The sequence below is a fragment of the uncultured Desulfovibrio sp. genome, from assembly GCF_944324935.1.
Classification (GTDB): domain Bacteria; phylum Desulfobacterota; class Desulfovibrionia; order Desulfovibrionales; family Desulfovibrionaceae; genus Desulfovibrio.
Genome location: NZ_CALUYG010000002.1, coordinates 37,464 through 51,064 on the forward strand (window position 1 = coordinate 37,464; position 13,601 = coordinate 51,064).

Annotated in this window: 11 protein-coding genes; 6 read left to right on the forward strand and 5 right to left on the reverse strand. The window is 63.3% G+C overall.

Annotated features, from left to right (window positions below; genetic code table 11):
- The first annotated feature begins 81 nt into the window (after positions 1-81).
- The 5 genes from flgN to fliW are packed head-to-tail and all read left to right on the forward strand — an operon-like array spanning position 82 to position 4,964.
- Positions 82-549, forward strand: coding sequence for a flagellar export chaperone FlgN (gene flgN, locus Q0J54_RS00890; protein WP_296303400.1), 468 nt, complete (start codon positions 82-84; stop codon positions 547-549).
- 17 nt (positions 550-566) lie between these two features.
- Complete coding sequence (gene flgK, locus Q0J54_RS00895) at positions 567-2,678, forward strand: flagellar hook-associated protein FlgK (RefSeq protein ID WP_296303401.1); 2,112 nt, start codon at positions 567-569, stop codon at positions 2,676-2,678.
- A 21-nt stretch (positions 2,679-2,699) separates the two neighbouring features.
- Positions 2,700-4,265, forward strand: a complete 1,566-nt coding sequence (locus Q0J54_RS00900; RefSeq protein ID WP_296303402.1) for a flagellar hook protein — start codon at positions 2,700-2,702, stop codon at positions 4,263-4,265.
- Between the two features lie 10 nt (positions 4,266-4,275).
- Positions 4,276-4,512: a carbon storage regulator CsrA gene (gene csrA, locus Q0J54_RS00905; protein ID WP_296303403.1), complete on the forward strand. Its 237-nt coding sequence runs from the start codon at positions 4,276-4,278 to the stop codon at positions 4,510-4,512.
- Entirely contained in the window at positions 4,491-4,964 is a 474-nt protein-coding gene (fliW, locus tag Q0J54_RS00910) for a flagellar assembly protein FliW (protein WP_296303404.1), read from the forward strand. Before csrA ends, fliW begins: the two co-directional genes overlap by 22 nt.
- Before the next feature lie 218 nt (positions 4,965-5,182).
- Here fliW and ldhH read toward each other — a convergent pair whose 3' ends face one another.
- The 5 genes from ldhH to Q0J54_RS00935 all read right to left on the reverse strand — a co-directional run bounded on the left by ldhH (position 5,183) and on the right by Q0J54_RS00935 (position 11,359).
- On the reverse strand, positions 5,183-7,357 hold the full coding sequence (gene ldhH / locus Q0J54_RS00915) for an L-lactate dehydrogenase (quinone) large subunit LdhH (RefSeq protein ID WP_296303405.1): 2,175 nt from the start codon (positions 7,355-7,357) through the stop codon (positions 5,183-5,185).
- On the reverse strand, positions 7,350-7,988 hold the full coding sequence (locus Q0J54_RS00920; RefSeq protein ID WP_296303406.1) for a lactate utilization protein: 639 nt from the start codon (positions 7,986-7,988) through the stop codon (positions 7,350-7,352). The genes ldhH and Q0J54_RS00920 overlap by 8 nt, the downstream gene beginning before the upstream one ends.
- Positions 7,989-8,005: 17 nt before the next feature.
- Positions 8,006-9,319: a (Fe-S)-binding protein gene (locus Q0J54_RS00925; RefSeq protein ID WP_296303407.1), complete on the reverse strand. Its 1,314-nt coding sequence runs from the start codon at positions 9,317-9,319 to the stop codon at positions 8,006-8,008.
- Between the two features lie 10 nt (positions 9,320-9,329).
- Positions 9,330-10,718, reverse strand: coding sequence for an FAD-linked oxidase C-terminal domain-containing protein (locus Q0J54_RS00930; protein WP_296303408.1), 1,389 nt, complete (start codon positions 10,716-10,718; stop codon positions 9,330-9,332).
- Between the two features lie 161 nt (positions 10,719-10,879).
- On the reverse strand, positions 10,880-11,359 hold the full coding sequence (locus Q0J54_RS00935; protein WP_296303409.1) for an EVE domain-containing protein: 480 nt from the start codon (positions 11,357-11,359) through the stop codon (positions 10,880-10,882).
- A 274-nt stretch (positions 11,360-11,633) separates the two neighbouring features.
- On the opposite strand from Q0J54_RS00935, the gene Q0J54_RS00940 reads away from it, so the two are divergent.
- The gene (locus Q0J54_RS00940; protein WP_296303410.1) at positions 11,634-13,274 is read left to right on the forward strand and encodes an L-lactate permease; all 1,641 of its coding nucleotides are present in this window, start codon (positions 11,634-11,636) and stop codon (positions 13,272-13,274) included.
- The last annotated feature ends 327 nt before the right edge of the window (positions 13,275-13,601 follow it).

The window sequence follows — 13,601 nt, forward strand, 5'->3', positions numbered from 1 at the left end:
AGTGTGCACGCTCTTCCGGCGGCAGAAAATGCCGCCGGTCGCGTAAGCGGAGGGTGCATGTCAATATGCAAGGATATGCCTATGTTTCAGATCGTTAGCCAATCGCTGCGACGCCAGTCAAAGGCGCTGTCGCTGCTGTTCGAGCTGCTGGAAGAGGAATATTTTTCCATCATGGAGCGCAAGACGGATGCCGTGGTCGCCCTGGAATTCTCCCTGCAGGAGCTCATTCGCCAGATCGCGGTGGAAAAGAGCTGCGTGATCCGCACACTCGAAGGAAAGCGTGTGCTTGCGTATGCCGAAAGTCTGCCGGAAGAGCAGGCCGACGAGTTGCGAAGCATTTTTGCTGAAGTGGACAGGGGGGAACAGCGTGCGGCGCGTCAGGCGTCCCGCAACGCCCAGCTTTCGCTTGCGCTGCTCGATCAGAGCACGCGCAATCTCCGACATCTGACCAGACAGGTCACCCCCCCGGATGCCGAAATCTACGGTTCGCAGGGGACCATGTGCTACAAGGCACATCCTGATGCGGCCATTATTTCCGGGAGGCTGTGAGTATGCTGAGTGGTTTGATGAGTATAGGGAAGTCCGCCCTTAACGCCTCGCAGGCGTGGATATCCGTCACCGGCAACAATATCGCCAATGCGGATACGGAAGGTTACTCGCGCCAGTATGTTGATCAGCGCGATTCCTACTCCATGACGACCAAGCCCGGCGCCCAGGGGATGGGCGTGAATGCCCAGCAGGTGTTGCGCTATTACGACGCCTTCCTGGAGCGTTCCTATGTGCGCCAGTCCACGGTATCCTCCCGCTGGAACGAACAGGATACCATCATGACCTCGCTGGAAGGGCTGTTCAACGAATCCAACCGCTCCGGCCTGAATTCCGCCATGGGGCTCTTTTTCGAGGCCTGGCAGGATCTGGCGCTCTACCCCGACAGCACGGCCCATCGTGAGGCCCTGCTTTCCTACGCCGATTCCATGCGGGACATGTTCTCCTCCACGGTGGACAGCATCAAGCAGCTCCAGAGTGAGATGGACAAGTCCATCGACGAGGCCGTTTCCCGCGTCAATGAGATCTCCAAGGCCATCGCCGAGCTCAACAAGCAGATCACGGCCAATACGGTCGACGGTATCAGCAACCCCAACAATCTGTATGATGAACGCGACCGTCTGGTGCGCGAACTGGCGACCCTTGTGGATGTGGAGACCGTCGACAACGGCAAGGGCAACTTCCAGGTGCAGCTGACCACCGGCCAGCCGCTGGTGGATGGCCAGCAGTCCTGGGAGATCGAGATGCTGGGCCCGCAGGCCGAAAACCGCCTGAAGCCGGAATCCACCTATCAGGGGCAGATCGAATTCGACGGTTCCGACGGCTTTGAGTACACGGTGGAGATCGTCAACGGCGGCAATGTGGGCGACACCCCGCCGCCGCAGTTCCGCGTCTCCCTTGACGGCGGCAAGACCTGGCTGCGTGACGATAACGGACAGGAACTGCGCTACGACATTACGGACAATGACGGCGACGGCAAGGTGGACCCGGTTCAGGTGAAGAATCTGACCATCTCCTTCACCGACACGCAGAATTTCCACGCCGGGGACTGCTTCGACATCGTGCCCAAGCGCGCCCTCTACTGGATCGAGCCCACCCGCGGGCCGGAAAACATCACGCCTCAGCAGTACCTCAACGGTACTGAGAATACCGACCGTGTGACCGGCGGCAAGCTGGCCTCCTACTTCAACATCCGTGACGACAACTGCAACCGTTATCTGGACGAAGTCAACGCCACGGCCGAAGCCCTCATCTGGGAAGTGAACCGCCTGCACAGTCAGGGCGTCGGCCTGAAGCCGCTGGACTACGCGCAGGGCACGCAGACCATCGGGGCCATCGATCAGGCCCTGGGCTCGCCGCAGGCCATGCATGCCTACAGCGACCGTCTCCAGGCGGGCAACGTCAATTTCCATTTCTACAACAAGACCACCGGGGATCACGTCTCCTCCGGCATGCTGGACTTCGACGCCGCCACGCCCGGCATCCAGAATTTCGATCCTTCGGTGCATACGCTGGAGGATGTGCGCGACGCCATCAATACGTCCTTCCCGGATGGCGCGGGCAACAATATGCTCAAGGCCACCATCCAGGACGGCAGGCTGCTTATCGAGGTCAACCCCGACAGCAACGTCAGCTTTGCCATGGGGGCGGACAGCAGCGGCCTCATGGCCGCCCTGGGCATCAACAGCTTCTTCTCCGGCAGCAATGCCGTGGACATGGCCATCAACGACATGCTCTATCAGGACGCGGACTATGTGGCCGCGGGCCGCGTCAACGGTCAGTACCAGATGAACGTGGGCGACAACTCCCTGGCCAACGACATGGGCCTTTTGTCCACCAAGAATGTGGTGATCTCCACCGTCTGGAAGACCGTGGATAACCAGAGCATCACCTCGTACTATTCCAACCTCGTCACCACCGTGGGCTCGGACCGTCTCCAGTCCAAGACCAATGCGGAATACAACACCACCCTCACCCAGGATCTGGATGATCGCGTGGCTTCCGTGTCCGGGGTCAATCTGGACGAGGAACTGGCAAATCTCATCAAGTACCAGAGTTCCTACACCGCGGCGGCCAAGCTCATCACCACGGCCGACCAGATGCTGGAAACCCTGCTGGGGCTCAAGCAATAGGGGACGAAGGAGGGGACAATCATGGCTATCCGCGTAACACAGCGCAATATGTACGGCAGCATGATCAACAACATGCAGAACAGCCTTGCCGCCTACATGGAAAGCACCATGCAGGGCTCGACGCAAAAGCGCATCAATCGTCCGTCGGACGATCCCGCCGGGACGTTCCGGGTGCTGACCGCCCGCAATCAGATCCAGAATACGGATCAGTACAAGACCAATGTGGAGACCGCCAAGGGCTGGCTCCAGCTGGCCGACAATGTGGTGGCCACCCAGACCAGCAATATCCTGACTCAGCTCAAGGAGCTGGCCGAACAGGCCTCCACGGACACCTATACCGCCGAACAGCGCAAGATCATGGCTGACGAAGCGCGTGCGCTCTTCGGCACCCTGCTCAATCTGGGCAATACGGAATTCGACGGCAAGAGCATTTTTGCCGGGCATCGCTATGACAGCAATGCCTTCGAGGAAAGCCTCGCCGTGACCTCCTGGGACGAGAACTGGAGCGAGGCCGCCAATGAAGGCGCCTTCAGCATCGAAGGTTCCTCCAAGAGCACCATCATGGTGCAGTTCACCAGCGACGGCACCGTGGGCGACGACGATCTGACCTACCGCTGGTCCGCCGACGGCGGCGACACCTGGACGGAAGGCACGCTGGCGGCCAATGCCGACCCCAACGCCTCCTTCACCATCGACGCCAACGGGGTGACGCTCACCGTGTCGAGCAGATTGCAGGTCAGCGCCGCCGATGTGGATGCCGGCCCCGGCGCCAATAACGGGACCCTGCTCTATATCCGGCCGACAGCCGAGTACAAGGGCGACGACAACAATCCCCCGCCGGACATCGTGGTCATGGGCGGGCAGGACGGCCTGGGCAAGGATCAGGTCACCGCGACGGGCAACTTCGGCAAGGACGTGCTGGTGCGCTTCGATACGGCGGCGGATCTTGCCAACCCCAACAGCGAGTTCACCTACTCCTACAGCACCGACGGCGGCAACAACTGGGTGACGGCCAAGGGCACGACCACCGGCGGCAACAGCCTGCGCCTGACCATCCCCGGCGGCTACATGGATTTCGACACCACCGGCGTAGCCGGCGGCTCCACCATCCCGGCGGGCGCGCAAATCATGGTGCATCCCGACCGCGCTGACCTCAATTACGAGATCATGGAAGACACCTACGTCTCCGTGAACAGCGTGGGCATGGAGATCTTCGGCGGCTACTATCAGGGCAAGCCCGCCCTGCCCACCGAACAGAACGTCTTTGAACTGGCGGGCGAATTCATCGCCTACCTGGAATGCGACAACCGTGACGGCTGCGCCCAGGTGCTGGCCAAGCTGACCAATGACTGCATGCCCTACGTGGAGTCCCAGGCCGCCAAGATCGGCGCCAAGGAAAACCGCGTGGAGACCGTGTACGACATCCTGGATTTCCGCAAGCTGGACCAGCAGGAGCTGCTGAGCAACGTGGAAGACATCGACCTGACGGAACTGCTGACCAATCTTACGCGCCAGCAGATGACCTACAGCATGGTGCTGCAGTCATCCTCCATGATCATGCAGCTCAATCTTTCCAATTTCCTCTAATGGTCGGCATATGCTCATACTTGCCCGCCGCCCAGGGGAAAGCATCTGTCTTGGTGAAAATATACGTATAACCGTGTTGAGCATGCAGGGGAAACAGGTCAAATTGGGACTGGATATCCCCGCCGACACGACAGTATACAGAGAAGAGCTTTACAAACGCGCTGAAGAAGAGAACAAAGGCGCCATTCCCTCTAACAATGAAGACCTTATGGTGGCATTGCAGCTATGGAAGAGAAAAAAGCCCTAGAGATCGACACCCGTCTTGGCCGTCGGAGCATCGAAGCCGACAAGATCATCAACTTCCCCCGCGGCCTGGCCGGACTGGAAAACGAGCACTTCTTCACCTTGCTGCAGATCCAGCAGGGCGGGGCGCTGCTTATCCTGCAAAGCACGCAGACGCCCACGCTGGGCCTGATGGTCACCGACCCCTACAGCTTCCTGGAGTCTTACCCCGTCATCATCGGCGATGCGGAACAGATGCTGCTGGGGCTCGAAAAACCCGAAGATGCGGCCATCCTGGTGACGGTGTCCATCCCTATGGGCAAGCCGGAGGAAGCCTGCCTCAATCTGAGCGGCCCCATCGTCATCAATTTCAAGACGCGCGTGGGCCTGCAGGTGCCGCAGTCCGGCGACGGACCGCAGAAGGTCAGCTTCCGCGAAGTATTTGAACGCATGAGCCAGAAAGGCGAAAAGGCCTAGTCCGGCCCCGGCGGATGCGAACAGCGGCGTCGGACAGGGTATCTGTCCGACGCCGCTGTTGCTTTTTTATCTTTCAGGCAGGAAACAAAAGCAAACCGCCTCCCGCGGATTGTACGGGAGGCGGGTGTTTTTTTCGCGGCGACCGGCTGCCGCACGGCCCGGGGGACGAGCGCGCCATCCCGGCACGGTGCGCCCCCCGGCGGTTCGCTTGCCGGTCGTCAGCTGCGGGAGCGCACGTTCTCGGCCATGAGCTCCACGATATGGCTCACCTTGACGGGAAGCCCCCTCTTCTCCGCGCCGCCGCGGATCTGCAGCACGCAGCCGGGGCAGTCGGTCACGAGGCGCGAAGCGCCGGTGGCCTGCACGTTGTTGAGTTTGTTTTCCAGCAGCTGGGCGGCCACTTCAGGGAATTTCATGGAGTAGCTGCCGCCGAAGCCGCAACAGACGTCCTCTTCCGCGCAGGGCACATATTCCGCGGCCTGGGCGATGAGATCGCGCGGGGCATCCGTGACGCCGCAGCCGCGGCAGAGGTGGCAGGGCGCGTGGAAAGTGACCTTTTCGCCGCTCTGGTTGAAGTCCTCGGCCGTCACGCCCAGCGTGTCATGCAAAAAGGCGCTGAACGGCTGGACGGACTGCACCAGCGTTTCGGCCTGATGCCGGTACGGCGAGCCTTCCAGAATCTCGGGATAGACGTTCTTGATGTGCGAGGCGCAGCTGGCGCAGAGGGTCACGATGGCGTCGTACTTCTTGTGGGCGAAAGCGTCCACGTTCTGCTGGGCAGCCTCGATGGCCGTGGCCCGCTGCCCCATGACGTCCAGCGGCAGACCGCAGCAGGTCTGCTCCAGCGGGAAGTCCACCTCCACATTGAACGCCGCCATGAGCTTGACGAAGGTTTCCAGCTGGTCGGGGAAGATGAAGTCTTGCGCGCAGCCGCTGAACAGTGCGATACGCATGCGCGGTTCGCGCAGCACGGGCTTGATGCGGGACCAGCGGTCGCGGAAGGATTCGGCGGCAATGGCGGGCAGGGCCTTGTACTGATGCTTGCCCAGGAAGATGGCGGGCAGGTGGCGCAGATAGCTCACGTTGTCCTTGCCGGTCCCCGTGAACGGGCGCTGGGCGAAGCTCGCGAACTTGATGAGGTTATGGAACATCTTGCGGTTCTTCATCACCGAGGAGAGCAGCGCCATGGGCAGTCCGGCCCCGTCCTTCTCCACAAGACGGGCACGGATTTCCCGAATGAGGCGCGGCAGGTCGATGCCGCCGGCACAGACGTTCTTGCAGGCCTCGCAGCCGATACAGTTCTGGCTGAGGATCTTCGCCTTGTCCTGCCCGTGATAAAAATAGGTGAGGATGAGCCCGATGGCGCCGATGTAGACATAGCCCATGCGATGCCCGCCCACCAGACGGAAGACGGGGCAGACGTTGGCGCAGGCCCCGCAGCGCACGCAACGGAAGATCTGGGAGAAGAGGGGATCCCTGGCGATCTCGGTACGCCCGTTGTCCAGGAAGACCACATGCATGATCTTCTTGCCGGTCGGGGAGGCCGCGCAGTCGCCCGCGCCGTCCATGAAGGTAACGTAGGAGGTCAGGCGCTGGGCCGTGGCGTTGCGGGGCAGCACCTGCAGGGCCGTCAGGGCCACATCCAGCGTGGGCACGAGCTTGTCCAGCCCGGCCAGCACCACGTGCACGCGCGGCAGGGTGGTGACCATTTCGGCATTGCCCTCGTTGGTGACGGTGCTCACGCTGCCGTTTTCGGCCACGGCGAAGTTACAGCCGCTCACGCCCATGTCCGCGCGCAGATACTTACGGCGCAGCTGCACGCGCGCCACCTTGACCAGCCGCTGCACATCCGTATCCTGCGGGTCGCCGGTGGCCCTGGCGAAGTCGTCGGCCACCTGCTGCCGGGAAAGGTGGATGGCGGGCATGACCATGTGCGAGGGGCCCTCATGGCGCAGCTGGATGATCCATTCGCCGAGGTCGGTCTCGTCCACCACGAGGCCGTCGGCTTCCAGGCGCTTGTTGAGGTGGATCTCCTCAGCGGTCATGGACTTGGACTTGATGACGTATTTGACGTCGTTTTCTCTGGCGATGCGGGCAATGATCTCGTTGGCGTCGGCGGCCGTGGCCGCCCGGTGCACGATGACGCCGCGCTTTTCCGCCTCGGCCCGGAACTGCGTATAGAGTTCCTCCATGTGCCGGCAGGCGTCATCCTTGGCGTCGGCGATCTGCCGGATAAGGCCGCGTTCGTCCACTTCCTTGAAGATGGCTTCACGGTTGGCGCGATAGGCCACGGCAAAGGTATCCAGGGTCCGGCGCAGGAACGTGTCCTCCAGCGCGCTGTCGATGTCCTTGTGATAGCCGGACACGCTGCCGAGTTTTTCGCTGTTAGACATGGGCATCCTCCAGAAGAACGATATGCAGTTCCAGCGGGCCGTGCACGCCGACGGCGCTGACGCGTTCGATGTCGGCGGTGCGGCTGGGCCCGGTGATGAGCGTGGTGTAGCTGCCGGGGCACTCGGCCATGCGCTCGCGCAGAGGGGCGGCGATGGACGGCAGGTCGGGATAGATGGCGTCGGCGCGCAGGATGAGGATGTGCGTCTCGCTGATCATGCCGGCAAGACGGGTATCCTCATTATCGCCCACGGCCAGGCATGTGCCGCTGGCGGCCACGCCCAGACGGGCCGTGGTCAGGCCCACGTCGATGCCGGCCAGATGCTTCCGCAGGCCTTCCCGGAGGCAGGCGAAGCCCTGCGCGGCGCAGGCCTCGGCCAGCGCGGCAAAGTCCGCGTCCGCCAGATCGGGCGCGGCAAGGATCTTCTGCACGCGGGTGGGCACTTTATTGGGGCCGGCGGGGCCTTTTTCCACGTCTTCATCGGCCAGCAGCTCACAGGGAGCCTTGCGGGCGCAGACATCCACGGCGTATTGCAGGGCGGCGGCCATGTTGGGCAGGCGCTGCACCTGGGCGGCGACGGATTCCGCGCGGGCAATGAAGAGATCGACAAGTTCCTGGTTCACAGGGGCCATGAGTCACTCCTTTGAAACTATGCCGGGGCCTTGCCGTCCAGCCCCAGATGCTGTGCGTACAGCTGGACGGGATGGCGGACGACCACGGCGTCGTGATTTTGCGAAAGGACATCTTCCAGCTGCATCATGCAGGCTGGACAGGCGGCGGCCGCCACGGCGGCGCCGGTCTCCACGATGTTGTCCCGTTTGCGCTGACCGATGCGCAGGGAGAGGTCGTAATGGGTCAGATTGAAGGAGCCGCCGCAGCCGCAGCAGCGGTCGGCCTCGTCCATCTCCACCAGACGGCAGGGGGAGGACGCCCTGATGAGCGTGCGGGGCTGGCTGCGGATCCCCAGCCCCTTGGAGAGGTGGCAGGAATCGTGGTAGGTGACGGCCAGCGTGCCCTCGTCGCTTTCCGGCAGGGCCGCCACCTTGAGCACATCCACCAGAAAGGCGGTGATGTCCAGCGTCTTTTCGGCCAGGCGGGCGGCGGCGTCGCGCTCCAGCGTGCCGAGGCGCTGGGCATAGTGCGGCCAGAGGGAATGGATGGTCTTGGTGCAGGTGGGGCAGGGCGTGACGAGGTAGTCGAAATCGCCGCGCAAAATGGGCAGATTGACGGCGATCTGGCGCAGCATGCCCGTGGCGTCGCCCGAGGCCAGCGCGGGCATGCCGCAGCAGGCCAGCCCCTCCGGCAGGAAGACGGCCACCTTGTGATGGCGCAGCACGGCAAGGCAGGCCTGCGCCATGTCCACATAGAGCTTGTCCCCCATGCAGCCGGGATAGAAGGCCACCTTGAGGCCGCCTTCCGGGCGGGGCTCGTCCAGCGGGCCCGTGAGGGAGGTCAGGGAGCGGGGAGCAAGCGGGCGGATATGCCGTTTGCCCAGCAGAAAGGAGAGCATGGGCGCGCAGGCCGTCTCCTGTGCATCGTGGTTGCGGCGCAGCATGAGGCGTTGCAGGGGAGCGCCCACGCGCACGCTCAGGTTGAACAGTTCCGGCCGGGGCAGCAGGAAACGGAAGATCATCTTTTTCAGAGGCGGCAGACCGAGATAGGTGTTGACCACCTCGCGCGCTTCAAAAAAGATCTCCGTGATCTTCACGCCCGACGGACAGGCCGCCTCGCAGGAGCCGCAGAGCAGGCAGCGGTCGAGCTTGCCCGCCACGGCCTGCGGATCGCAGATGAGCTCGTGGGCCAGGTTGCTCACCAGCGCCAGTTTGCCGCGGGCCACATCGGCTTCTTTCATGGTGGCCCCGAACATGGGGCAGACGCTCTGGCAAAGGCCGCAGCGCATACAGGCCGCCAGCCGGTCATCCAGCGCCATGAGACGCCGGGCAAGGGAATGCAGATCGCTCATCGCGGCCCCCCTAACGGATGCTCACCAGCTTGGTGGGATTGAGCAGCCCCTTGGGATCAAGGGCGCGCCGCAGCCGCTGCGAGAAGAGGATGGTGCCGCGGGAGGTCTCCTTTTCCATCCACCTGGCCTTGGCCGTGCCGATGCCGTGCTCGCCGGACAGCGTGCCGTGCAGGCTGATGGCCGTCTCGAACATCTCGTCGATGGCCGCCTCCACCCGGGCGAACTCGTCGGCATCGCGCTTGTCGCAAAGGAAGGTGGGATGCAGGTTGCCGTCGCCGGCGTGACCGAACGTGCCGACCTCCACACGATGTTTGGCGGCGATGTCGGTAACGGCCTTCATCATGGCCGGGATCTGCGAGCGGGGCACGGTGGCGTCTTCCAGGATGGTGGTGGGGCGGGCGCGGGCCAGCACCGGCAGGGCCATACGCCGCGCTTCCCAGAGTTTTGTCTTTTCGGCGGCGTCGCGCGCCACATGTACGGCCGTGGCGCCGGTGGTCTTGAGCACGCGCTCCACGGCCTCGGCATCGTCGGCCACCTGGGCCGGATGCCCGTCCACCTCGATGAGCAGGATGGCGGCCGCATCACGCGGCAGGCCGGCATGAGTGAAGTCGTCCACGCGCACGATGGTGTTGTTGTCCAGGAATTCCAGCGTACAGGGGACCACATGGGCGGCGATGATGCCGGCCACGGCTTCGGCGGCCTTCTGCATGTCGTCAAAGACGGCCATGAGGGCCTTGGAGGCCTTGGGCGGCGGCACGAGCTTGAGGATGGCCTGGGAGATGACGCCAAGCGTGCCCTCGCTCTGGGTGAGCATGCCCGCCAGATTGTAGCCGGTGACGCATTTGACGGTGCGCGAACCGCTCTTGACCACTTCGCCGGTGGCGTCGAAAAACTCCACGCCCATGACGTAATCCTTGGTGACGCCGTACTTGAGGCCGCGCAGGCCGCCCGCGTTCTCCGCGATGTTGCCGCCGATGGTGGAGACGGACTGCGAGCCCGGGTCCGGCGGATAGAACAGCCGGCGCTTTTCCACGGCCGCGGCGAATTGCGCCGTGATGACGCCGGGTTCCACCACGGCGTAGAGGTCGTTCTCGTTGATCTCCAGGATGCGGTTGAGGCCGTTGGTCAGGATGACCACCGTATCCGGCACGTCGGGGATGACGCCGCCGGACAGGTTGGTCCCCGCGCCGCGCACGGTCATGGGGATGCCGTTGTCGTACAGTTTTTTGACGCACTGGCCAAGCTGTTCGGTGGTGGTGGGGCGCACCACCAGCGTGGGCACGACAGGCGCGAGCACCGCGGAGTCATAGGAATAGCTCTGCCGGTCGGCCTCGGAGCTGAACACGTTCTCGGGGCCGAGCAGGGCCTCGAAATCCTTGATGAGAGCATTGTTTGCCATGAAAGAACCCTCAAGACCCGCCGTGAAGTTACACCTTGTTACCAAATGACGGCGAGCCAGTGAAAAATGATGACTATCTTACGTGAGAGGCACTGCCCTGTAAAGTCCGGGCCGAAACGAGGCCGGTATGATGTCTTGCGCAGACTGTCCCGATCCGGGGATCATGCTGGCGCGCCCTCTCCCTGTCCGTCGGCCAGCGCACAGATGAAGGCAAAGGCCTCCGGGCTGACCGGCTGCACGGACAGGCGGCTGCCCCGGCGCATGAGCTCCATGCCCGCCAGTTCCGGGAAGGCGGCCAGCTCCTTGCGGCGCAGCGGATGGGGGAAGGCCCTTTCCAGCTGGACGTCCACCATTTCCCAGATGGGCTTTTCCGGCGTGGCGCGGGGGTCGAAATGGCTGTTTTCCGGGTCCTGCGCCGTATGGTCGGGGTAGGCTTCCCGCACCACGCGCACCAGGCCGACGATGGCCGGGTCCGCGCCGCTGTGGTAGAAGAAGCCGCGATCGCCCACCCGCATGGACTTCATGAAGTTACGAGCCTGATAGTTGCGTACGCCGTCCCAGGAGGTCGTCTGTTGCGGCGCGCCGGCCAGATCCTGCCACGAAAAGCACTCCGGTTCGGATTTGAACAGCCAGTGTCGCATCAAGGCGTCCCCCTCTGTAGGCACGCCGGCAGACCGCCCGCCGGCGATGGTGGATGATGATATGAAACCATGCGGGCAAGGCCCCCGTCATGTCAAGAAGGCAGGGCGGAAAGAAGAGGCGCTCAATCTTTTTTTCTTATCTTGTTGACGCATATGGGGCGGATAAGATATTATCCTGAAAATATCCTGAAAAAGGACAGTCCCTTCCCTTCCTCGGCATGGCGGATGGAGGGGAGGGGGCAAGGATGAACTTCTAACGTGTCTGGAGAGGCATATGGCTTGGACTCAGGTGTACGATCCCGCCGGGGGTGCGTTGCTGTCCGCGCTGTGCGCGGCCGTTCCGCTCATTGCGCTTTTTTACATGCTGGCCGTGCGCCGCGCCAAAGGACATCATGCCGCCGGTGCGGGCGTGGTGCTTTCCTTCGCGCTGGCCGTGCTTGTCTGGGGGATGCCGGCCTCCACGGCATTCAGCTCCTTTTTGTATGGGGCGGCCTTCGGCCTGTTCCCCATCGTGTGGATCGTGGTTACGGCGGTCTGGGTCTACAACATGACCGTCGAGTCCGGCGAGTTCGAATACATCAAGCAGTCCCTGGCGCGCCTGACCGATGACCGCCGCCTCCAGGCCATCTTCATCGCCTTTGCCTTCGGCTCCTTCATCGAGGGGACGGCTGGCTTCGGCACGCCCGTGGCCATCACCGCCGCCATGCTGGTGGGGCTGGGCTTCAAGCCGCTCTACGCCGCCGGCATCTGTCTCATCGCCAATACCGCGCCCGTGGCCTTCGGGGCCATCGGCGTGCCGATCATCGTGGCCGGACAGGTCTCGGGCTTCTCCGATCTGCACATCAGCGCCATCGTGGGACGCCAGCTGCCGTTCCTGTCGGTCATCGTGCCGCTCTGGCTCTGCGTGGTCATGTGCGGCTTCAAGCGTTCGATGGAAGTGCTGCCCGCCATCATTGTTTCCGGCGTCTGCTTTGCCGGATCGCAGTTCCTGTTCTCCAACTTCCACGGCCCGACCCTGCCGGACATCATGTCCGCCATCATCGCCATCATCGGCCTCGTGCTGCTGCTGCGCGTCTGGAAGCCGGCGCGCATCTTCCGCTTTGAAGGCGAGGCCGAAGCCGTCCTCGAGGGTGAGGCTCCCCGTTTCGGCGTGGTGCTGCGCGCCTGGGGGCCCTACATCATCCTGGCCGTGATGGTCTTTTTCTGGGGCCTGCCGCAGTTCAAGAATCTTCTCAACGCCATCCCCGGTTCGGTCATCACGTTCAGCTGGCCCGGCCTTGATGGTCTGGTGATGAAGGCCGCTCCCATCCTGCCCGAAGGCAAGGACCCGGTGTATCCGGCGGTCTTCACCCTCAACTGGCTCTCCGCGGGCGGCACGGCCATCCTCATTGCCGGCTTCCTGTCGGTGCCGCTCATGCCCGGCTACAGTTTCGGCCGCGCCGTGAGCTGTTTCTTCCGTACCATCGTGCAGCTGCGCTTCCCCATCCTGACCATCGCCATGATCCTGGGGCTGGCCTACCTCATGAACTACTCCGGCATGAGCTCCACGCTGGGCATCGCCTTCACCCTGACCGGCAGCATCTTCCCCCTCTTTGCGCCGCTGCTGGGCTGGCTCGGCGTGTTCCTGACCGGTTCGGACACCTCGTCCAACGCGCTGTTCTGCGGCATGCAGCGCTCCACCGCCGAAGTGGTGGGCATGCCGCCCGAACTGGCCGTGGCCGCCAACTCTTCCGGCGGCGTGACCGGCAAGATGATCTCGCCCCAGTCCATCAGCGTGGCCACCGCCGCCACCAGCATGGTGGGACAGGAAGGCGACCTCTTCCGCTTCGCCCTGCCGCACAGTATCGCCATGACGGCGTGCATCTGCGTGCTGACCTGGCTGCAGGCCACCGTACTGAGCTGGATGCTGCCGTAAGCTTCGCGCGAAGAGGGTTTGTCGGGACATCTGTCAAACCGATTGCGGCGTGAGCGGAGCCCCTCTTCACGCGGATGACTCGGCGAGAGATGTTCGGACTCCTTTTCTGAGGGGGCGGTTCGCAAGGACCGCCCCCCGCCGCTTTTTCCCTGGTCAGCCTGCACGATCCCCCCCAGCGGCAAGCGTCCGTCCCGGCGGGGCGTCACCCCGTCGCGCAGATTCTTTCCTTCCAGGTCCTCCATTTTCCCCCAGCGCCCTCTTGTGAGGAATGAGTCAGGGACTCGAGGCAAGTCCGCCTTCGAGGTGCGCGCTGCGGCTCGACACTCC

Bases quoted from the DNA above. Each gene is read 5' to 3' on its own strand.
- Q0J54_RS00900 (WP_296303402.1), top strand. From the start codon at position 2,700: ATGGCTATCCGCGTAACACAGCGCAATATGTACGGCAGCATGATCAAC.
- Q0J54_RS00930 (WP_296303408.1), bottom strand. From the start codon at position 10,718: ATGGCAAACAATGCTCTCATCAAGGATTTCGAGGCCCTGCTCGGCCCC.
- flgK (WP_296303401.1), top strand. From the start codon at position 567: ATGAGTATAGGGAAGTCCGCCCTTAACGCCTCGCAGGCGTGGATATCC.
- Q0J54_RS00940 (WP_296303410.1), top strand. From the start codon at position 11,634: ATGGCTTGGACTCAGGTGTACGATCCCGCCGGGGGTGCGTTGCTGTCC.
- fliW (WP_296303404.1), top strand. From the start codon at position 4,491: ATGGAAGAGAAAAAAGCCCTAGAGATCGACACCCGTCTTGGCCGTCGG.
- csrA (WP_296303403.1), top strand. From the start codon at position 4,276: ATGCTCATACTTGCCCGCCGCCCAGGGGAAAGCATCTGTCTTGGTGAA.
- Q0J54_RS00935 (WP_296303409.1), bottom strand. From the start codon at position 11,359: ATGCGACACTGGCTGTTCAAATCCGAACCGGAGTGCTTTTCGTGGCAG.
- ldhH (WP_296303405.1), bottom strand. From the start codon at position 7,357: ATGTCTAACAGCGAAAAACTCGGCAGCGTGTCCGGCTATCACAAGGAC.
- Q0J54_RS00920 (WP_296303406.1), bottom strand. From the start codon at position 7,988: ATGGCCCCTGTGAACCAGGAACTTGTCGATCTCTTCATTGCCCGCGCG.
- Q0J54_RS00925 (WP_296303407.1), bottom strand. From the start codon at position 9,319: ATGAGCGATCTGCATTCCCTTGCCCGGCGTCTCATGGCGCTGGATGAC.
- flgN (WP_296303400.1), top strand. From the start codon at position 82: ATGTTTCAGATCGTTAGCCAATCGCTGCGACGCCAGTCAAAGGCGCTG.